The 20,543-nt window shown below is 36.6% G+C and carries 17 protein-coding genes and 1 riboswitch; of the genes, 3 read left to right on the top strand and 14 right to left on the bottom strand.

Annotated features, from left to right (window positions below; all coding sequences use genetic code 11):
* Nucleotides 1-6 precede the first annotated feature (6 nt).
* From HGC4_RS00410 to HGC4_RS00470, 13 genes are all read right to left on the bottom strand, one after another.
* Entirely contained in the window at nucleotides 7-594 is a 588-nt protein-coding gene (locus tag HGC4_RS00410) for a YiiX/YebB-like N1pC/P60 family cysteine hydrolase (protein WP_050708140.1), read from the bottom strand.
* 71 nt (nucleotides 595-665) lie between these two features.
* On the bottom strand, nucleotides 666-1,010 hold the full coding sequence (locus HGC4_RS00415; RefSeq protein ID WP_050708141.1) for a DUF4878 domain-containing protein: 345 nt from the start codon (nucleotides 1,008-1,010) through the stop codon (nucleotides 666-668).
* A gap of 70 nt (nucleotides 1,011-1,080) precedes the next feature.
* A complete protein-coding gene (locus HGC4_RS00420; RefSeq protein ID WP_050708142.1) occupies nucleotides 1,081-3,366 on the bottom strand; it encodes an NADP-dependent malic enzyme in 2,286 nt (761 codons plus the stop codon).
* Between the two features lie 218 nt (nucleotides 3,367-3,584).
* Nucleotides 3,585-4,085 (bottom strand): thiol peroxidase, encoded by a 501-nt coding sequence (gene tpx, locus HGC4_RS00425; protein ID WP_050708143.1) that lies wholly within the window; start codon nucleotides 4,083-4,085, stop codon nucleotides 3,585-3,587.
* A gap of 83 nt (nucleotides 4,086-4,168) precedes the next feature.
* On the bottom strand, nucleotides 4,169-7,003 hold the full coding sequence (gene uvrA / locus HGC4_RS00430) for an excinuclease ABC subunit UvrA (RefSeq protein ID WP_050708144.1): 2,835 nt from the start codon (nucleotides 7,001-7,003) through the stop codon (nucleotides 4,169-4,171).
* 165 nt (nucleotides 7,004-7,168) lie between these two features.
* On the bottom strand, nucleotides 7,169-8,143 hold the full coding sequence (locus HGC4_RS00435; RefSeq protein ID WP_050708145.1) for a lytic transglycosylase domain-containing protein: 975 nt from the start codon (nucleotides 8,141-8,143) through the stop codon (nucleotides 7,169-7,171).
* A 179-nt stretch (nucleotides 8,144-8,322) separates the two neighbouring features.
* Complete coding sequence (cdaA, locus tag HGC4_RS00440) at nucleotides 8,323-9,117, bottom strand: diadenylate cyclase CdaA (RefSeq protein ID WP_082204015.1); 795 nt, start codon at nucleotides 9,115-9,117, stop codon at nucleotides 8,323-8,325.
* 92 nt (nucleotides 9,118-9,209) lie between these two features.
* Nucleotides 9,210-10,043: a dihydropteroate synthase gene (gene folP, locus HGC4_RS00445; protein ID WP_050708146.1), complete on the bottom strand. Its 834-nt coding sequence runs from the start codon at nucleotides 10,041-10,043 to the stop codon at nucleotides 9,210-9,212.
* Nucleotides 10,044-10,152: 109 nt separating this feature from the next.
* On the bottom strand, nucleotides 10,153-11,334 hold the full coding sequence (locus HGC4_RS00450; protein WP_050708147.1) for a M24 family metallopeptidase: 1,182 nt from the start codon (nucleotides 11,332-11,334) through the stop codon (nucleotides 10,153-10,155).
* 77 nt (nucleotides 11,335-11,411) lie between these two features.
* A complete protein-coding gene (gene nadD / locus HGC4_RS00455; RefSeq protein WP_050708148.1) occupies nucleotides 11,412-11,987 on the bottom strand; it encodes a nicotinate (nicotinamide) nucleotide adenylyltransferase in 576 nt (191 codons plus the stop codon).
* The gene (gmk, locus tag HGC4_RS00460) at nucleotides 11,984-12,547 is read right to left on the bottom strand and encodes a guanylate kinase (protein WP_050708149.1); all 564 of its coding nucleotides are present in this window, start codon (nucleotides 12,545-12,547) and stop codon (nucleotides 11,984-11,986) included. The genes nadD and gmk overlap by 4 nt, the downstream gene beginning before the upstream one ends.
* A gap of 132 nt (nucleotides 12,548-12,679) precedes the next feature.
* Nucleotides 12,680-13,552, bottom strand: coding sequence for a YicC/YloC family endoribonuclease (locus HGC4_RS00465; RefSeq protein WP_050708150.1), 873 nt, complete (start codon nucleotides 13,550-13,552; stop codon nucleotides 12,680-12,682).
* A gap of 77 nt (nucleotides 13,553-13,629) precedes the next feature.
* Nucleotides 13,630-14,952, bottom strand: coding sequence for a voltage-gated chloride channel family protein (locus HGC4_RS00470; RefSeq protein ID WP_185099927.1), 1,323 nt, complete (start codon nucleotides 14,950-14,952; stop codon nucleotides 13,630-13,632).
* 27 nt (nucleotides 14,953-14,979) lie between these two features.
* A riboswitch (Fluoride riboswitch) is annotated at nucleotides 14,980-15,046 on the bottom strand.
* Between the two features lie 127 nt (nucleotides 15,047-15,173).
* Between HGC4_RS00470 and HGC4_RS00475 the strand changes: the two genes are divergently transcribed.
* Both HGC4_RS00475 and aldA read left to right on the top strand, forming a co-directional pair.
* Nucleotides 15,174-15,701: a hypothetical protein gene (locus HGC4_RS00475; RefSeq protein WP_050708151.1), complete on the top strand. Its 528-nt coding sequence runs from the start codon at nucleotides 15,174-15,176 to the stop codon at nucleotides 15,699-15,701.
* 168 nt (nucleotides 15,702-15,869) lie between these two features.
* Complete coding sequence (gene aldA / locus HGC4_RS00480) at nucleotides 15,870-17,306, top strand: aldehyde dehydrogenase (protein ID WP_050708152.1); 1,437 nt, start codon at nucleotides 15,870-15,872, stop codon at nucleotides 17,304-17,306.
* Between the two features lie 110 nt (nucleotides 17,307-17,416).
* On the opposite strand, the gene HGC4_RS00485 is transcribed toward aldA, so the two are convergent.
* Complete coding sequence (locus tag HGC4_RS00485; RefSeq protein WP_050708153.1) at nucleotides 17,417-18,610, bottom strand: saccharopine dehydrogenase family protein; 1,194 nt, start codon at nucleotides 18,608-18,610, stop codon at nucleotides 17,417-17,419.
* Nucleotides 18,611-18,999: 389 nt separating this feature from the next.
* On the opposite strand from HGC4_RS00485, the gene atpD reads away from it, so the two are divergent.
* Entirely contained in the window at nucleotides 19,000-20,526 is a 1,527-nt protein-coding gene (gene atpD / locus HGC4_RS00490; RefSeq protein ID WP_050708154.1) for a F0F1 ATP synthase subunit beta, read from the top strand.
* The last annotated feature ends 17 nt before the right edge of the window (nucleotides 20,527-20,543 follow it).

Genomic DNA, 20,543 nt, shown 5'->3' on the forward strand with positions numbered 1-20,543 from the left:
CCAGTTTTATTTTCTGATGATCGGTTTCATTTCTTTTATAAGATAAGTATCATCAATTGCGTAGTATTGCTTATTACGAATAGTTCCCGTCGGTTTTATCAAATTCCGATGGATGGCGTTATTGATCGAAATAGCGATCAATTCCGTACAATATACTTTCTCATCAGAACTATTGTCAAAATCGAGATCGAAAGGTGTCTCCTTATTCAAATATTGAGTAGCAACGCAAACGATAGAATCTCGAACTATTTGTGTTGTATCTAATCTATAAACTCCCCAAGTAGATATATCTTTCAGAAAAGTGTCTAGTTCCTCTTTTCTGACACCTCCTATTCCTGTAAACTCGCTCGCCTCAGAATGTATTACATACACTTGGCTACTGTCTATAACAATAATACCGCCATGGGAATACAATTGTTCTCTATTTGATGATTTTCTAAAATAATCAGAGAAGAATCCATTCCCATGACGATATATAATATCTCCATTTTGAAACTCTTGTGTATTTAATCCATTATCATTGATCTTTTCATTCTTATGACAGCCCAATAATAACAAAAACAAGCTTAACAAAAAGATTTTAAGAGTATCCAACTATTTACCGTATAATATATAAAACAGTAACGGGTAATAATATTTACCGAGGTAATAAAAAGGTCTGTGCCTTATTTACCCATTGTAACTTTCCATTCACCATCTCGTTTCACTAAGTTAAGTTCCTCTTGATTACCCTGAGGCGATAAATAAGTAACCCAAGCTATTGAATCTCCAACAATTGAATCTTTAATCATCTCAAACTTAAAGTCCGGATATTTAGGTAGTGCATCACCCGACATTTGAGTTGCCATATCAATAAGAGAAGCAGTTCCTGCAGTCACGTATTTTTTAGCATCTTCCAGATCGCCTTTAGCCATACTTTCGGTGAATTTTTCGGCAGCTACTTTTGGTGAATTACTATTACAAGAAACAAAAGCAACCGAAACGAATAATAGTAATACTATTTTTTTCATAAATATCTATTTATTATTTTAGCAAGCATCCATATGAGCTTTTCGCCATTATTTGGATACCTTCAATTTATTAATTTGACGATTTACTCTCATATACAATTGCATCAATAACAGCTACCGTTGTCAGATTTATTATATCTCGCACCGAGCTTTCTATATCTGTAAAATGTACTGGTTTGTTCAGCCCCATTTGAATAGGTCCTATTGTTTCACCCGATATTCCCAAATCGACAAGTAATCTGCTAACTACATTTGCCGAGCTTAAATTGGGAAATATAAGTGTATTTACATCTTTACCCTTCAATGTATTAAAAGGGAATGTTGTATCTCTTAATTCCTTATTTAGAGCGAAGTTAACCTGCATCTCTCCATCAATTTCTATCTCCGGATTATTCTTATGCAAATAATCTACCGCCTGAGCAATACTATGAGGACTTCCGTCTTTATCTGCGCCAAAGTTAGAAAAAGATAGCATTGCCATTACAGGATCAATATTAAAAAACTTCACTGCATTGTGAGTCAATTTTGCAATATCAACCAAAGCATCCTTATTAGGCCATCTATTTATTAGCGTATCAGCAATAAAGAATGTACCCTTTTTAGTCTGTAAAATATGCATTGCTGCAAAATGATCGGTATCTGGACGTAAACCTATTACCTCAATAGCCTTTTGAGCAAACTCTTGGTAATGACTATACACCCCTGTAATAAGAGAATCAGCTTCTCCGGTTTCAACCATCATCATACCGAAATAGTTACGGTCATTCATTTTCTCAAAAGCCTCAACATAGGTAATACCTTGTCTTTGTCTTTTTTCAGATAATATACGAGCATATTTATCACGACGAATATCTTCGGTCAAAGCTCTATGGTTTATAATTTCAATACCTGAAATATTCAAATTATTATCTTTTGCAATTCGTTGTATACGTTCTGCATTACCAATAAGAATAGGATCACAAATCTCTTCGTTCTTAGTAATAACAGCCGCCTTTATCATATTGATGTGATTACCTTCACAAAATACAATCTTCTTTGGATGTTTTTTAGCCAGACTGGTCAACTGTCTCACCAATTTATTGCTATACCCCATCATCTCGGTCAGTTTATTCTCATAAGCAGACCAATCGTCAATAGGTCTACGCGCAACACCCGATTCTATTGCAGCCTTTGCAACAGCAATAGACACAGCTGTCAACAAACGAGGGTCTAATGGCTTGGGTATAAAATAATCTCGTCCAAATACAGTACGTTGAAGCCCATAAGCAGCATTTACGACATCGGGAACCGATTCTTTTGCCAAATTAGCCAGAGCTTTTACGGCAGCCAATTTCATTTCTTCATTTATACCTTTGGCTCTAACATCTAAAGCTCCACGAAATATATAGGGGAATCCTAGTACATTATTTACTTGATTAGGATAATCAGATCTTCCGGTTGCAAATATAACATCCTCTCTTGCTCCAACTGCATCGTCATAAGCAATCTCGGGATCGGGATTTGCCAAAGCAAATACAATAGGATTATCATTCATCAATTTCAACATATCGGGAGTTACCACTCCTGCTTTAGACAAGCCTAAGAAAACATCAGCGTCTTTCATTGCTTCTGTCAAAGTAGAAATATCTCTATCAGTAGCAAAGAACTTCTTCTGATCATCCAGATTTGTTCTGCTTGAAGATATAACCCCTTTACTATCGCACATCACAACATTCTCTTTACGCACACCTAAGCTCATATACAATTTAGTACAAGCTACGGCAGACGCTCCTGCACCACTCACAACAAGCTTTACCTCCTCTATCTTCTTTCCTGCAATTTCCAAAGCATTCAATAAAGCAGCAGACGAGATGATGGCTGTACCATGTTGATCGTCGTGCATAACGGGGATATCAAGTTCCTCTTTTAGTCGACGTTCTATTTCAAAACACTCAGGAGCTTTTATATCTTCAAGATTGATTCCTCCAAAAGTTGGAGAAATAGCCTTTACCGTTTGTATGAATCTTTCAGGATCTTTTTCATCCACTTCTATATCAAATACATCTATACCTGCAAATATCTTAAAAAGTAATCCTTTACCTTCCATTACGGGTTTACCTGCCAAAGCACCAATATCACCGAGCCCTAGTACTGATGTACCGTTTGATATAACTGCTACTAAATTACCTTTGATGGTATAATCGTATGCCGTATCTGGATCTTTCTCTATTTCGAGACAAGGTTCTGCTACGCCCGGCGAATAGGCTAATGCCAAATCGGTTTGATTACTATAAGGTTTGGTTGGAACCACCTCTATTTTTCCGGGTTTGCCCTTCGAGTGATAAAGCAAGGCTGCTTCTTTGGTAACTTTTCTCATAATGCCAATACAGGTTCTAGATTATTTTACAAATTAAATTCTTAAATGATAGAAGAATTATGCCAGAAATAATGGATTCTGATACAAAAACGAAGTTAGTGAAAAAAGCGTGATTTGCTCTTTATATATGTGGATTAAAAATAAAGCAAGTGTTATAAAAATAGAAAGTCCGCGAAATCACTTCGCAGACTCTCCTTCTTAACACAAACTTTACAAAACTACACAATAGAGTTGATTGCGGTCTGATAATTAGGCTCTTGCGTAATCTCAGGAACCAACTCAATGTACGATATATTTCCTTTTGGGTCGATAACTACCACTGCACGGGCTAAAAGGCCTTTAAGTGGACCATCTGTCATCAACACACCATAATCTTTTCCAAATTCCGGGCTTCTAAAAACTGACACCGGAGTTACATTTTCAATTCCTTCTGCTGTACAAAATCTTCCTGCAGCGAAAGGAAGGTCTGCTGATACTGCCAAAACAACTGTGTTGTTTAATTTAGCAGCCTCCTGATTGAATTTTCTAACAGAAGCAGCACATACACTAGTGTCTAAACTCGGAAAAATATTCAAAACAACTGTTTTTCCTTTATAATCAGGAAGAAACACTTCTGCTAACTGACCATTTACTAATGTAAAATTAGGAGCTTGAGTTCCTTTACTTGGTAATGCACCTATAGTATTAACCTCACCACCTTTAAAACTTATTTTTGCCATAATCTATTGTTTTATTGATGCTCTCTAATTCAAGAGCAAATTTAATCTGTTTTTTGTTATTTATCTCACAAAAATCTCTTTTTTTACATTTTTAACTCTAATTTAAGAAATTCTGACGTAATTCCTATGTTTTTTTTCACTAATTCTTCAGGTGTACCCTGCATCATTAACATTCCACCGCCAGAACCGCCCTCAGGTCCCATATCAATAATGTAATCGGCACATTTAATTATATCTAAATTATGCTCAATTACAATTACGGTATTCCCCCTGTCAACAAGTTGATTTAATACAGTCAGCAAAACTCTTATATCCTCAAAATGAAGTCCCGTAGTTGGTTCATCTAAAATATAAATAGTATTACCGGTATCGGTTCGAGCCAGTTCGGTAGCCAGTTTAACCCGTTGCGATTCCCCTCCTGAAAGAGTGGTCGACGGTTGCCCTAGCTTAATATAGCCCAAACCTACATCTTGCAGGACTTTTATTTTATGTAAAATATTTGGAGTATTCTCAAAGAACTCAACTGCCGCATTAATGGTCATATTCAAAACATCGGCAATAGATTTTCCTTTAAATCTAACCTCTAGAGTTTCTCTATTATAACGCTTACCGTGACAATCCTCACATGGAACAAACACATCTGGCAAAAAGTTCATTTCAATTGTCTTGTATCCATTTCCCCCACACGTTTCGCAACGCCCTCCTTTTATGTTAAAGGAAAACCTACCAGGCTTATAGCCTCTGATTTTGGCTTCGGGGAGGCTTACAAATAAGTTTCTAATATCTGAGAATATTCCTGTATAGGTAGCCGGATTAGAACGAGGCGTCCGCCCAATGGGAGATTGGTCTACACTGATCACTTTATCCACAAATTCCATTCCTTTGAAAGACTTATATGGAAGAGGATCTGCCAATGACCTGAAAAAGTGTTGGCTAAGTATTGGTAACAAAGTCCCATTAAGCAAACTCGATTTACCACTACCCGATACTCCGGTAACACAAGTGAGTGTTCCCAAAGGTATTTTTATATCTACTGATTTGAGATTATTACCTGTTGCACCTTTTAATTCAATAGAATGTCCGTTTCCTTTTTTCCTTTTCTTAGGTACTTCTATCATTTTACGTTCATTCAGATAGTCTGAAGTCATCGTATCAGCTTTTAGCATTTCTTGTGGAGTTCCTGCAAAAACGACTTCGCCCCCTCTTCGACCTGCAAAAGGTCCCATATCAATAATGTAATCCGCTTCGAGCATCATATCTTTATCATGCTCTACTACAACTACTGAGTTGCCCGAATCACGTAATTTCTTCAATGATTTAATCAGTCTCACATTATCTCTTTGATGAAGACCAATACTAGGCTCATCAAGAATATAAAGTACATTTACAAGCTGCGACCCAATTTGAGTGGCCAATCGTATACGCTGGCTTTCGCCTCCCGACAAGGAAGCAGATGCTCTATTAAGAGACAAATAGCTCAATCCAACATCCAACAAGAAAGTCAATCGCGAAAGAATTTCTTTTTTGATCTCTTCTGCTATAAATCTTTGCTTTTCCGAGATATGCTCATCCATGGTCTGTATCCAATCATAAAGTTCTTGGATATCCATAACCGACAATTCGGCAATATTTCTCTCATTGATCTTATAATGCAGAGCTTCTATATTGAGACGTTGCCCTTTACAATCAGGACAAGTGGTAGTCTTTATAAATTGGTTTGCCCATTTCTGAGCCGTTGCAGAAGCTTCACTCTCCTGTTGCATATTAATGTATTTTGCAACACCTTCGAATGTAACGCTATAAGTAGAACCTCCCAGAGTCTCGTTTTTTATTTCGAGTTTCTCATCCGTTCCAAACATTATTTCGTCTAAAGCCTCCGCAGGAATATTTTTGATAGGCGTTTTTATCGTTACACCATATTTTTCACAAATAGCTTCGATCTGCCAGAAAAATAAAGAGTTTTTATACTTACCCAAAGGAGCTATACCTCCGGCATGTATACTTTGGTCGGGTTTCGGCACAATCTTATCCATATCGATCTGATTGACAACTCCCAAACCTTTACATTTAGGACATGCGCCAAAAGGAGAATTGAACGAAAAATTATGTGGAGCAGGTTCTCCATAAGATAAACCCGAACTAGGGCACATCAACTGGCTACTATAATGACGAACTTCTCCCGACTCAACATCCTGAATCATGATTAACCCCTCACCTTGCTTCATAGCAACTCTAACACTGTTCTTTAATTGATCAGCAAATTTATTAGAGACAGCCATCTTATCTACAAGAATTTCAATACTGTGATTCTTGTAACGGTCAACACGCATTCCCGGTAGAATCTCACGGATTTCGCCATCAATACGTACATTTAAATAGCCCTTCTTTCTGATTTGTTCGAAAAGTTCTTTATAATGTCCTTTACGATTTCTTACAACAGGGGCTAAGATGTATATTTTCTTACCCAGATAACGAGTTAAGATAAGCTCGAGTATCTGATCTTCAGTATACTTTACCATTTTTTCGCCCGTCAGGTACGAATACGCATCTCCGGCTCTTGCATACAAAAGTCGTAAGAAGTCATATATTTCGGTCGTTGTTCCAACCGTAGAACGTGGGTTACGATTCGTTGTTTTTTGTTCAATCGAGATAACCGGACTCAACCCCGTTATCTTATCCACATCGGGACGCTCCATTCCGCCAAGGAAGTTGCGGGCATATGCCGAAAATGTTTCTATATAACGTCGTTGTCCTTCTGCAAATATTGTATCGAAAGCTAGGGATGATTTTCCGCTGCCACTCAATCCAGTAATAACGACTAGCGAATTACGGGGAATATCAACATCAATATTTTTTAGATTATGTACACGTGCACCGTATACAGATATTAATTCAGTTTCTTCAACTTTCTGATCCATTATTTTATCCTAAACGCTCCTTTTAAGGTCACCTGACCTATTTGTTATTAAAAAATTGCAGGGCAAATGATTATTTGCCCAATAAATTATAATATGAAAGTTTCTCACCTTCCCAGAAATAATACATCAAAGGTATTTTATCTAATATAAAATACCTTTTGAACATTATTCTGTAATCCATCTTTTATCATACACTTTTACTTTTTCGCCCCTTTTGTAGTAAAGCGATTCGCTATCGGGTATAAGAATGGTATATGTGCTTGGCTTTTTAGCCGTGATAGTCAATTTTCGGTCTCGTAGCCAAGAGTTGAAATCTTTTAGTTGTGCATAAGTTACCCCATTGTCTTTTGCAAAAGAAGCTAAGTCGGGTATACTTTCCGAAACTTCAACCGATTTAAATTTAATTGGTTTGTAAAGATGCTCAGCAGATATTACATAACCATATTTATATGGATTTTCGAAAATACATTTGATAGCCAACATTCTGAAATAGTAACGAGAAGTCTCTTCTACCAACCATAAATCTACACTATCCTCCGCTTGTTGTTTATCTAGCTCTCCACTAATACGTCCCATACCTGCATTATATGACATGGCAACACTCGACCAGTTTCCATATTTCCGATAAGCACTATTCAGATACTTACATGCTGCTAATGTAGATTTTTCAATAGAGTATCGTTCGTCTACCTCGCTAGATACTTCCAATCCAAATTGAGTTCCCGTAGCAGGCATTAACTGCCACAAGCCTGATGCTTTAGCAGATGATACGGCTCTAGGATCGAGTGAACTTTCTATTACAGCCAAATACCTAAAATCTTCGGGTATACCGTTCTCTTTCAAGATTGGATCTATAATAGGGAATATACGATTAGCTCTTTTTATAAGTAGAAGTGTAGTAGAATGCAAATATGCGAAACTATTTATTTCGCGATCGAAACGTTCATGAAGATCATAGCGATCTAATTTTAATTTCTCCCCGGCAAAACTTACCTCCTCAGGAATATCTATGGATGTTGTCATAGCCAGCACTTTAGGATTCTTACGCTCCTCTAGTGTCGCTTCAGAAGTTGACAGAAGAATAACTCCTAACGAACATACACAGATAGCGGAGATTGCCAGTATTATATATTTCTTCATTATAAATTTCCTTTAGATTATATTTTCGATGTAAAGTTAGGGAAATTATTACTTTCGGTTTCCCAAAAAATCCTAATTTAAGGTTTAAAACCTTTTTTACTTTTAAGTTAAGTGTGACTATAATTGTAAGTTCAGATTTTAAAATGTGTCATTAAAATTGAACTTCTATTTGTATCCTTTTATTTATGTACTCGTTCCGATTTTTCAGCAGTTTCAACAGGCTGATTTAACAACTCCTGCAATTTCTCAGGGGTTATATTAGGATATATGTGTCCTCTGCTCATGAATGAGATTTTACCCCTTTCTTCCGAAACGGTTATTACCTGCGCATCAGTTTCCTGACTTATACCCAATCCTGCTCTATGTCTAAGACCAAACTGTTTGGGTAAATTAGGATTTTGAGATACTGGAAGTATGCATCCTGCAGCCTTTATTTTTCCTTTGGAAATAATCATAGCTCCATCGTGAAGTGGACTATTCTTGAAAAAGATATTCTCTATTAAACGTGTGCTTATATCAGCATTTATATATTCTCCGGTTTGCTCGTAAAGCCCCAATGACATTTCTTGTTCTATAACAATAAGAGCCCCCGTATAAGATTTCGACATATTCATACATGCCAAAACAATTGGAGTCACAAAAGCATTGCTTCCTGTATCTTTACTTTTTCCTCCGAAGAGTTTCACCAATGATCTGAATACACTATTAGCACCCAAAGTCATAAGGAACCGCCGAATTTCGTCCTGAAAGAGGATAATTATAACGAACATCCCGATGCTTACAAACTTATTGAGAATAGCTCCCATAAGTCTCATTTGCAGCACATGGGCTATAAGAATCCAAAGTATAATAAATGCAATGATACCCTTAAAGATAGTGGTAGTTCCCGATTTTTTGACAAGATTATACAACTGATACATAACGAATGCAACCAGCAGAATATCTATAATGTCTTTTATTCCGAAATTTTCCAATGCTAAGTAACGTTAAATATTTATTGTCATATTTTGATAATTACAACAATTTTAGGTATTGCTCTAGCCAATATAATAAATAAGATTGAAACCTAATCTTTCAATTGTTCAACTATCTTAATAGCCTCACAAGCTTCCTTTACGTCATGTACCCGTAAGATATTAGCCCCATTCATTAAAGCATATGTATTCAGTACAGATGTACCATTAAGAGCCTGAGAAGATGAGACTTCAAGGAACTTGGTTATCATCGTTTTCCTAGATATGCCTACAAGCAAAGGTAATTCAAAATTTTCAAAGAAATTCAAATGACGCATCAATTCGTAATTTTGAGGGACGTCTTTTGAGAATCCAAAACCGGGATCGAGTATAATATCATTCACCCCTAACCGATGCAAATGGGCTACTTTTTCTGAGAAATAATAAGCAATATCAGGAACTAAATCGTTGTATTTATTCAATTGTTGCATTGTTTGAGGAGTTCCCCGCATATGCATCAAAATATAGGGTACTTGAAGGTCAGCAACAGTTTGAAACATTTGAGAATCGAGCTCACCGCCTGAAATATCATTAACAATTGCCACATTATAATCTTTCACACAGATTCTGGCAACATCTGCATAAAAAGTATCTACAGACAAAACAACTTCGGGAAACTCTTTATTGATCGCAGACAAAGCTGGTGATAGACGGTCTATCTCTTCTTCTGAAGTGAGAAATTGAGATGAAGGGCGCGTAGATTGCGCACCTATATCAACCATTGTACCCCCTTGAAGAAGTATCTCCTCTACCCTCTTTAATATGTCAGCCACATTTTGTTTGCGACTTCTTTCATAAAAAGAATCAGGAGTAATATTAAGTATCCCCATCACAACAGGAGTGGATAGATCCAGTAATTCGCCCTTAATATTTATCGTTTTTCCCATATCTTAAGATCTCTGACCTATTTTCTTATTTGGTATGCAACAGCGATAGACTGTTATAATCAGAAAGCATATCATTAAATACTTTCATTTACTTAATTAACACAGACTTTTATTTTTCCAGATCGATTATACTTTCCTCTAAAACTGTAAGATTCTCAATACTATCGTCATGTACTAAATAAGTATTTTCTACACCTACTGCCCCTACATTTGGAATTACAAATTTGGGTTCAAGTGCAAAAACAGTATTGCTTACAAAAACTTCTTTCGAACGAGGTGTAAGTACAGGAGGTTCATTTATTTCGAGACCAACTCCATGTCCTACAAACTTAGCTTGTAGCTTTGTCCCCATAAAATAAGCTTCGAGATCGTTCTTTTTCACCAGATCCATTGCTGTATTATAGAGGTCGGCACAAGCTGTTCCTTGTTTAGTATTCTGCTTGATAATTTCATGTATCTCTCTCGAAACTTCATGTGCTTTATAAGCCAAATCCGAAAGTTTTCCCACAGAAAAAACACGAGTCATATCTGTCATCCAAGCACCATAGTTGCCAGCCATATCTACCATAATTGCATTACCTTGCTTTATGGCTTCACCACAAGCGCCAAGGGGAAGTATGGGGTTTCCACCCTTTCCACCTAAAGCAAAATCAAATGGAGATGGACTTTCAGCATTTTCACCCACTAGTAAACTTCCCATATATATATCCATGTTAGCACCGTAACTTCTGAATATACCTAAAGAACCATGTTTACGCATAAGATGTTCGATTTCGAATTGTAATTCGAGGTCGGTCATTCCTTTTTTATATAGGCGAGGTATTTGCTTGTAAACTTCAACATGCTTTTTAGCACATTCTCTTACTTGAGATATTTCGAACTCCGATTTTACGGAACGTAATTGACGTAGCAATACCGAAGCATTTACGGTTTCAGTAATTTGAAGAGAAGAAATCAGTCGGCTACATTCTGTAAAAGATAGCGTATCAACTTCCAATAATACTTTCTTGGGTAAAGTAAGTCCGTGTTTTTCTAATTCTTCTACAATTTGTTCTGGTTTGCGAATAAATATTGCATTTTCTAAAACCGCCTCAGTAGTTCTTTTTAGAAAATGGAATGCTTCTCCCTCAGCAGGCAAATAGAAATATCCATTATAGATAGATCCGGCTACGTAAAATACATTAACCCCTGTTGTCAGGATACAAGCATCTACTCCACTTTTTTGCATTTCGTTTTGAAGGCGTTCTTTACGTGATTGCAAATCGTTGAATAAAGATGTATTGAAATCCATAATTTTATATTTTAAGGTCTCAGACCTTTTATTATTCTTATTTAAAAGCTAGAACTACCCGAAACAACAATTATGCTTTACAGGTATAAGCCTTTTTCAATGATATACTTATGTACATTTTCGGGTAAAAATGCATGCATATTTTTACCTTTAATCAAAGCCTCTCTTATAAAGGTAGATGAGATTTCTATAACGGGAGAATTAAGAGCTTCAACTCTATCCTTCAATTTCTTAGAGATAGAAATACGATAACCAAATCGAGGGTATACATATATTCTATATTGCTCTAATATCTCTTCAAAATCCCTCCATCTATCAAATGCTTCCCAATTGTCAGCTCCAATAATCAGGGCGAATGTATTTTCGGGATAAACTTCGCTCAAAGCCTCCAAAGTATGTATAGTATAGGATGGTTTTGGCAAAGAGAACTCAAAATCAGAAGCTTTCAATTTAGGATATTCCGCCAATGCCAGTTTTGTCATCTCGAAACGAGTATTCTCATCTAACAAAATAGTATCCTCTTTCAGTGGATTTTGTGGTGTCACCAAAAACCAAACTTCATCTATATCCGTAAATTCGGTGATGAAGTTAGCTAACACCATATGTCCGATATGAATCGGATTAAATGACCCTGAGAAAATACCGACTTTCATTGTTCCAAAAATTTAGAGACTACAGACAAAGCCTCTGCTTTAGCAACTTCCAGGTCTTCGTTATGAATAACCACATCAAATTGAGGAGCAAATGTCATCTCAAATTCGGCTTTCTCTATTCTATCCTTTATTACTTCGGGGCTATCTGTACCTCTTTTTTCTAATCTATCCTTAAGTTCGTCAATCGATGGTGGTTCAACAAATACAGACAATGCTTTGTCGCCATAATACTTTTTAATATTACAACCTCCAACTACATCTACATCAAAAACTACATTGCCGCCATTATTCATAATGCGTTCAACTTCTGATTTTAATGTACCATAATACCTATCAGAGTAAACCTCTTCGTATTCCAGAAATTCATTATTTTTTATCTTCTCTCTAAATTCATCCGGAGATAGAAAATAGTACTCTACCCCATGTTGTTCGGTCCCCCGTGGAGGACGACTTGTAGCCGAAATAGAAAAAGAAAGATTCAGATTCTGCTGTAATAAATAATTTACTATTGTCGATTTTCCTGCGCCCGAAGGTGCCGAGAAGATAAGAAGTTTACCCATTAAAATTTACACTAAGGTTTTAGACCTATTTATTATTTTGGCAAGTATAAATACAACTTATAGCGATTACCGAGATAACATTGTATATATACTTGCCCTTACTTTTACAATTTCGCAACTACATCTAAAAATTTAGAGCACGTTAAGCACCTGCTCTTTAATCTGCTCTAATTCATCCTTCATCTGAACAACTATTTGCTGCATCTGAACATGATTTGCTTTAGAACCTGTTGTGTTTATTTCACGCCCCATCTCCTGAGTAATAAATCCTAGTTTTTTACCTTGTCCCGAAGTATCGTTCAATGTTTCAAGGAAATATTTAAGGTGATTTCTTAAGCGTACTTTTTCCTCATTAATATCAAGTTTTTCAATATAATAAATCATTTCTTGCTCGAAACGATTTTTATCATAGTCAAAATTCTCAATTTTTTGAAGGGCTTCGATGATTCGGTTTTTTACCTTTTCAACTCTCTCCGCTTCAAAAGGTTCTATATCTGTCATAAGAGTACTGATATTAGTAACCTTCTGAATGAATAAATCTTCCAACATTTTACCTTCTTGTTTTCTAAATTCTACAAGTTGATCTAATGCTTTATTTATAGTTTCAGATACCACTTTCCATTCTTCTTCGTCAGCTTCCTGAGCTTCATATTTCAGCACATCAGGCAGTCTCAATAATACTTGAAACCAATCTGCAGGGACAGCTACTCCTAGCTTTTCAGAAGAATTTTTTATCTGGTTATAATATGCTTCAAGTACATTTTGATTAATTTGCGATGTAGTTTCTTTACTTGTGTTTTCAATATAAATAGCAAAATCAACTTTACCTCGCTCAAGGCGACGTGCTATCAGGCTACGCACATTCAACTCTTGCTCTTTATAAACACTTGGAATACGCACAGACAAGTCTAGTTGTTTACTATTCAAAGATTTAACCTCAACAGTAATTTTCTTATTTGATAATTCGGCTGTTGCTTTGCCAAATCCTGTCATCGATTGTATCATATAATTTGTTTTATTTTTTACAAAAGTAACTTTTTTAGACGAAACTATGGTCAAAATTCACTCTTCAAATATATTCCTCAGCGCTTTATTTCGTCCAAGCGACTACCTTTCTCATGTAGATACTTGCCATACTTGGGCTCGCCTACCATTTGCTTTCCATAAATACCTGTATGTCCAGATATTAAATAAGAAACAACACATGCAATTGCAGCATATACGCCACACCCGCCACCAAACAACTCGATAGCCATTATAGAGCAAGCAATAGGCGTGTTAGTAGCTCCGGCAAAAATCGCTACAAATCCTATTCCCGCCAACAGATCCATAGGTAGTGGAATAAATAATGAGAGTGCATTTCCCAATGCAGCACCTATAAAAAACAGGGGGGTAACCTCACCACCTTTAAAACCTGCGGCAAGGGTTACTATTGTAAATGCTATTTTCAGGAGAAAAGCATAAGGCTCCAATTGATTATCGAACGAATCTACAATAATAGGAATGCCTAACCCGATATAATCGGTAGTATCAATTGCCCAAACAGCAATAATTACAATTATACCACCAATAAAAGGTCGAAGAGGCGGATATTTTATTTTTGTTTTAAAAACATTCGTCACATAATGAATTCCTTTACTGAAAAGGACAGCACAAAGTCCGAATGCAATACCTGCAAGAATTGTGTACAATAAATTGAGAGGGGAAATATCCGGAACAAAAGAAATTGTATAATGCGTATGCTCTGCCTGCCAAGCCTTCGTTACCCAATCAGCAATAACCGAAGCCAAAAGAGCAGGAAGCAGCGCATTATACCTTAATCTGCCTATTAAATAAAATTCAAGACCAAAGATTGCACCGGCAAAAGGTGTTCCAAAGACAGAACCAAATCCGGCAGCAGTAGCTGCAACAAGCAAAATACGGCTATCTTGGGCTGTTAACCGAAAAGGCTTACGAAACACATCTGCAATAGCCCCTGCCATCTGAATAGCTGTACCTTCGCGTCCGGCAGAACCTCCAAACAAGTGAGTGACTACCGTTCCCAAAAAGACTAAAGGAGCCATTCGAAAAGGAATTCTCTTTTCGGGCTTGTGAATGGTGTCAATCAATAGATTATTTCCAGCATTGGCTTCTTTACCATAATAGTGGTAAAGCAACCCAATAATCAGACCTGCTATCGGGAGCAATGATATAATCCAGATATGTGATTCTCTATAATTGGTTACGAAGTCCAAAGAGTGTAAAAACAGAGCCGAAGCCGATCCAATACAGACACCGATAATCGCAGTAATCAATATCCATTTAAGAATATATAATATCGCAGGAAAATTTCTAAGGAGTAGTAGAAATCGAATTCTGATTTTTCGCACAGAAAATGGGTTTGTTTCTTTATTTAATAGCTTCATACCTTATAAATTAAATATATTAATATCTAATAATAAGGCGTCATCAGCTTGTTCAAGGCGGTTGGTTAAGGAAGACACCATTTCCCGAGTATTTATCACACCACAAATATAATTGCTTTATATTAAAAAATAAAAAAAGGACTCATTAAAATAGCAGTTTTTTTGTTGCAGGATTTACAACTCTTACATACTTTTGAGCCCGAATTAAAAACGGCTTATTCATGAAATCAAAATATACTTCTTTACTCAGATTCGAGACTATTATTATAATATTCATCCTTGTTGCTTTTTCTCTTACTTGGATTAGTTGGGGCAAACTTATCGTTACAGGTTGGGATCTACCTTCACTCTATAAAAAGACTACTAAAATATCGAATACGATAATGTTCTTCTCAAAAAAAGACTCACCACATCTGGCGTATGTCTTTTATATTGTACCGTTACTAGGTTTACTATCGGCAACATTCCTATTTAAAATAAAATATCGTACAGCCAATTTCATTTTGCTCTTCACCTCAGCTTTGGGGATATTTGTTTCTCTATATATGTATGTTTACTTCATCAGCTCCAAGATGTTTAAACTAAAAAATGCAGGAGGTGGCATACATCTTTTACTTTTTGTTAGTATTATTGGATTAATATGGTCTTTTATTTACTGTTCTAGGAAAAAGAAGGGTGTTAGCGAGAACATATCTCCCGAAACTATCGGAGAACCCGACAGCCTACTTTCTGAAAAAGAGATCAACTGAATCCATTTAACACAGTCGAAAGGACAAAAGCAAGAGTCTTTTTTTTGTTTTTTTCGCATTCTTTCGTGCCGGAAGTCTAAAGTATTTTCATATTTTTGGGATTACAGCTACTTATCACAATTTAAGGCTAATAATCTTTAACCAATTAAAAATACTATTCGTAACGCCATGAAAGAATTAAAAATGTTTATCGATGGTAAATTCATCGAAAATACTTCCGGAAAATGGATTGATGTCCTAAACCCCTCAACAGAAGAAGTTATCGCTCGTATGCCTGATGGCACATTGGATGATACAAAAAAAGCAATTGATGCAGCAGATGCAGCTCAAGACCAATGGGAAAAAATTCCTGCTGTTGAAAGAGCCAGTTACCTACTTAAAATTGCTGCCGGCATCCGCAAAAGAGAAAAAGAAATAACAGATATTATTGTACAAGAAGGTGGTAAAACTCAAGGCTTAGCCAATGTAGAAACATTATTTACTGCCGACTACCTCGAATATATGGCAGGATGGGCTCACCGCTATGAAGGTGAAATTATTCAAAGCGATCGCCCTAACGAAAATATATTCTTATTCAAAAAAGCAATTGGAGTAACAACAGGTATTTTACCTTGGAATTTCCCATTTTTCCTCATTGCACGTAAAGCTGCTCCTGCACTTGTTACCGGAAATACAATAGTTGTAAAACCAAGTCAATTAACACCTATCAATGCATATATCTTTGCGCAGATAGTAGAGGAAGCCGGGGTACCAAAAGGTGTTTTCAATTTGGTGAATGGACGAGGTTCTGTAATAGGTCACGAATTGGCAGCTAACCCTAAAGTAGGAATGGTAAGTCTTACAGGTAGTGTATCTGCGGGACAACAAACGATGACTGCTGCCGCACCCAATATTACAAAAGTATCTCTCGAGTTAGGAGGAAAAGCTCCTGCAATTGTAATGGACGATGCCGATCTTGATTTAGCAGTTAAAGCAATTATAGCTTCGAGAGTCATCAATACTGGACAAGTTTGCAATTGTGCTGAACGTGTTTATGTACACAAAAACGTGAAGGAAGCATTCATGACTAAGCTAGTTGCAGGAATGAAAGCCGTAAAAGTGGGAGACCCGAATAAGATTCAAGACCTAGATATGGGTCCATTAGTAGAAGCCAATGCTTTAAAATCGGTTCAGGAGAAAGTAGATAAAGCAATCAAACAAGGTGCTAAATTAGTTTGTGGAGGTAAACGCATAGGCGACAAAGGATATTTCTTTGAGCCAACAGTACTTGACGGAGTTACCAATAAAATGGATATTATTCAAGAAGAAACATTTGGGCCTGTACTTCCGATTGTTGAATTCTCCGACATTAATGATGCTATCGCTTGGGCAAATGACTCAGAGTTCGGTCTAACCTCTTCGGTTTATACTCAAAACTTAGATACTGCATTTAAACTCGTAAGAACTCTTAAATTCGGCGAAACATACATCAACCGCGAAAACTTCGAAGCAATGCAAGGGTTTCACGCAGGATGCCGAAAATCGGGCATTGGTGGTGCTGACGGCAAACACGGTTTAGAAGAATACTTAAGGACTCATGTTGTTTACCTTGAAACTAAAGGATAATAAGGGACGAATAAAAAACATGAATAAGATAAGTTTAAAATTAGTTTATACAATAAAAAGACTCGGGGTAATTACTCCGAGTCTTTTTATTTTTTGATATAATTGAGATATTACATTTCTAAATCGATATCAAACAATTCATGCCAAGGCAATCCATGTATATTCAATTGTTCCATGAATGGATCAGGATTAAATTCTTCTACATTAAATACTCCCGGTTTGCGCCAAATGCCTTTAAAGAACATCATTGCTCCAATCATTGCAGGTACACCTGTTGTATAGCTCACACCTTGCATACCTGTTTCTCTGAATGCAGCTTCATGCGAGCAGTTGTTATATATATAATAGGTGCGTTCTTTTCCGTCCTTTATACCTGTGATACGACAACCTATAGATGTTTCGCCAGTATAGTTTTCTCCAAGCTCTCCCGGATCAGGTAATACAGCTTTCAAGAACTGAATAGGAACAATTTCAACACCATTATATATAATAGGGTCAATACGAGCCATTCCTATATTCTGAATTACACGTAAGTGAGTCAAATACTCTTGTCCGAAAGTCATCCAAAAACGAGCACGTTTCAAAGTAGGGAAGTTTTTCACCAACGATTCTAATTCTTCGTGGTAAATCACATACGACTCTTTTGCACCGATATTTGGATAATTCAATGGTTTATGAATTTCGTGTGGCTCAGTCTCCACCCATTCTCCATTTTCCCAATATTTTCCTTTTTGAGTAACCTCACGAATATTGATTTCCGGATTAAAGTTAGTTGCAAAAGCCTTTCCGTGATCCCCAGCATTACAGTCTACAATATCTAATGTATGTAGCTCATCAAAATGATGTTTTGCTGCATAAGCAGTAAAAACACTTGTTACTCCCGGATCGAATCCACAACCTAAAATTGCAGTTAAACCAGCTTCTTTAAATTTATCTTGATAAGCCCACTGCCAGCTATATTCGTATTTAGCTTCATCTTTAGGCTCATAATTGGCTGTATCTAAATAATTAACTCTACATGCCAAACAAGCATCCATAATAGTCAAATCCTGATATGGAAGGGCTACATTTATTACCAACTCGGGTTTAAACGAATTGAATAATCTGATCAAATCCTCTACATTATCAGCATCCACCTGAGCTGTTTGAATTTTACCACCCCCAATAGTTTGGGCAATAGCATCACATTTCGACTTGGTGCGGCTAGCAAGCATTACTTCTGTAAATACTTCCGGATTTTGAGCGACCTTGTGCACCACTACAGTGCCCACACCACCTGCTCCAATAATTAAGACTCTACCCATTTTATAAATTGTATTAAAAGCATATTGTTAATTTATACTTAAAAAATAGTAAGTACACTTATTTTTCCCACAAAAATAAAACTTAAAAATGAAATATTGGCTATATTTGCTTCAACAATCATCGCAAACAGATAGTAATAATATAATATTTCGCCCCTTACGGAAATAACATTATTGCAATGCACGGATAAAGGATGAAAGTTATTAAATACTGTTATTGATTGTAAAGACTCGTATTTCTTAAAGAAGAAATATTGGATAACCTGGAAAGCATAAAAATAATAAATTGTTGTTGCGTTTTACTGCGAACATCGCTTTTCTGACACACCCGTCAGCAAAGACCCTGCACAGTAAACTTATTGAAGAGAAAAAATAAAAAATATATAATTATGTCACAATTAGTAGGTCGTATATCTCAGGTCATAGGTCCAGTGGTGGATGTCTATTTTGAGCAAAAAGAAGGTTCAGCACCAAACTTACCCCAGATATATGAAGCATTACACGTTCAAAGACCCAACGGTAAAGTTTTAATTATTGAAGTGCAACAACATATTGGAGAAAACACTATTCGTGGTGTTGCAATGGATAGTACGGACGGTTTAAGACGAAATCTTGATGTTATTGCAACCGGTAAGGCTATAACTGTTCCAATTGGTAATCAAGTAAAGGGTCGCTTACTAAATGTGGTAGGAGAAGCTATTGACGGAATGGAAACTCTTGATAATTCAGGAGGGTTACCTATACATAGAGAACCACCTAAATTTGAAGATCTTATAACCTCTCGTGATGTACTATTTACAGGGATAAAGGTTATTGACTTATTAGCACCTTATGCAAAAGGGGGTAAAGTTGGTCTTTTTGGTGGAGCAGGAGTTGGTAAGACTGTATTAATTATGGAGCTTATCAATAATATTGCTAAAAAACACAACGGATATTCGGTATTTGCCGGAGTTGGAGAGCGTACTCGTGAAGGTAATGACTTACTACGAGAAATGATCGAATCGAACGTTGTTCGTTATGGTGACGAATTTAAGAAAAGTATGGAAGAAGGTCATTGGGATTTATCTAAAGTAGATCCTAAGGAACTTGAAAAATCACAAATATCGCTCGTGTTCGGACAGATGAACGAACCTCCTGGGGCACGTTCGTCAGTAGCTCTTTCGGGACTAACTGTTGCGGAATCGTTCCGTGATGCAGACCACGAAGATGGTGCACCAAAAGATATATTATTCTTTATTGATAATATCTTCCGTTTTACGCAAGCAGGTTCTGAGGTATCAGCACTATTAGGTCGTATGCCTTCAGCTGTGGGTTACCAACCTACCCTTTCTACAGAGATGGGAGCTATGCAAGAGCGTATTACTTCTACTAAGAACGGATCTATCACATCTGTTCAGGCAGTTTATGTGCCTGCGGATGACTTGACTGACCCTGCTCCTGCAACAACATTCTCTCACTTGGATGCAACAACAGTATTAAGTCGTAAGATTACCGAACTTGGTATTTATCCTGCAGTGGATCCTTTGGATTCAACATCACGCAGCTTAGATCCAAATGTGGTTGGACAAGATCATTATGATGTTGCACAGCGTGTAAAACAAATATTACAGAGAAATAAAGAACTTCAAGATATTATCTCCATATTAGGTATGGAAGAGCTTTCGGATGAAGACCGCCAAACAGTAAACAGAGCAAGACGTGTACAACGTTTCTTATCTCAACCATTTAACGTGGCTACTCAGTTTACAGGAGTTCCTGGAGTAATTGTAGATATTAAAGATACAATCAAAGGATTCCAAATGATACTTGACGGCGAGGTAGATAACCTACCCGAACAAGCATTCTTAAATGTAGGAACAATTGAAGAAGCTATTGAGAAAGGTAAAAAACTAATGGCTCAAGCTTCTAAAGGTTAATAACCTAAAGAGGTAGC

Source organism: Dysgonomonas sp. HGC4, from assembly GCF_001261715.1.
Lineage (GTDB): Bacteria > Bacteroidota > Bacteroidia > Bacteroidales > Dysgonomonadaceae > Dysgonomonas_A.

Coding starts and splice junctions, on each gene's coding strand:
- HGC4_RS00415 (WP_050708141.1), bottom strand. CDS start 1,010: ATGAAAAAAATAGTATTACTATTATTCGTTTCGGTTGCTTTTGTTTCT.
- HGC4_RS00420 (WP_050708142.1), bottom strand. CDS start 3,366: ATGAGAAAAGTTACCAAAGAAGCAGCCTTGCTTTATCACTCGAAGGGC.
- tpx (WP_050708143.1), bottom strand. CDS start 4,085: ATGGCAAAAATAAGTTTTAAAGGTGGTGAGGTTAATACTATAGGTGCA.
- uvrA (WP_050708144.1), bottom strand. CDS start 7,003: ATGGATCAGAAAGTTGAAGAAACTGAATTAATATCTGTATACGGTGCA.
- HGC4_RS00435 (WP_050708145.1), bottom strand. CDS start 8,143: ATGAAGAAATATATAATACTGGCAATCTCCGCTATCTGTGTATGTTCG.
- folP (WP_050708146.1), bottom strand. CDS start 10,043: ATGGGAAAAACGATAAATATTAAGGGCGAATTACTGGATCTATCCACT.
- HGC4_RS00450 (WP_050708147.1), bottom strand. CDS start 11,334: ATGGATTTCAATACATCTTTATTCAACGATTTGCAATCACGTAAAGAA.
- nadD (WP_050708148.1), bottom strand. CDS start 11,987: ATGAAAGTCGGTATTTTCTCAGGGTCATTTAATCCGATTCATATCGGA.
- gmk (WP_050708149.1), bottom strand. CDS start 12,547: ATGGGTAAACTTCTTATCTTCTCGGCACCTTCGGGCGCAGGAAAATCG.
- HGC4_RS00465 (WP_050708150.1), bottom strand. CDS start 13,552: ATGATACAATCGATGACAGGATTTGGCAAAGCAACAGCCGAATTATCA.
- HGC4_RS00470 (WP_185099927.1), bottom strand. CDS start 14,952: ATGAAGCTATTAAATAAAGAAACAAACCCATTTTCTGTGCGAAAAATC.
- HGC4_RS00475 (WP_050708151.1), top strand. CDS start 15,174: ATGAAATCAAAATATACTTCTTTACTCAGATTCGAGACTATTATTATA.
- aldA (WP_050708152.1), top strand. CDS start 15,870: ATGAAAGAATTAAAAATGTTTATCGATGGTAAATTCATCGAAAATACT.
- HGC4_RS00485 (WP_050708153.1), bottom strand. CDS start 18,610: ATGGGTAGAGTCTTAATTATTGGAGCAGGTGGTGTGGGCACTGTAGTG.
- atpD (WP_050708154.1), top strand. CDS start 19,000: ATGTCACAATTAGTAGGTCGTATATCTCAGGTCATAGGTCCAGTGGTG.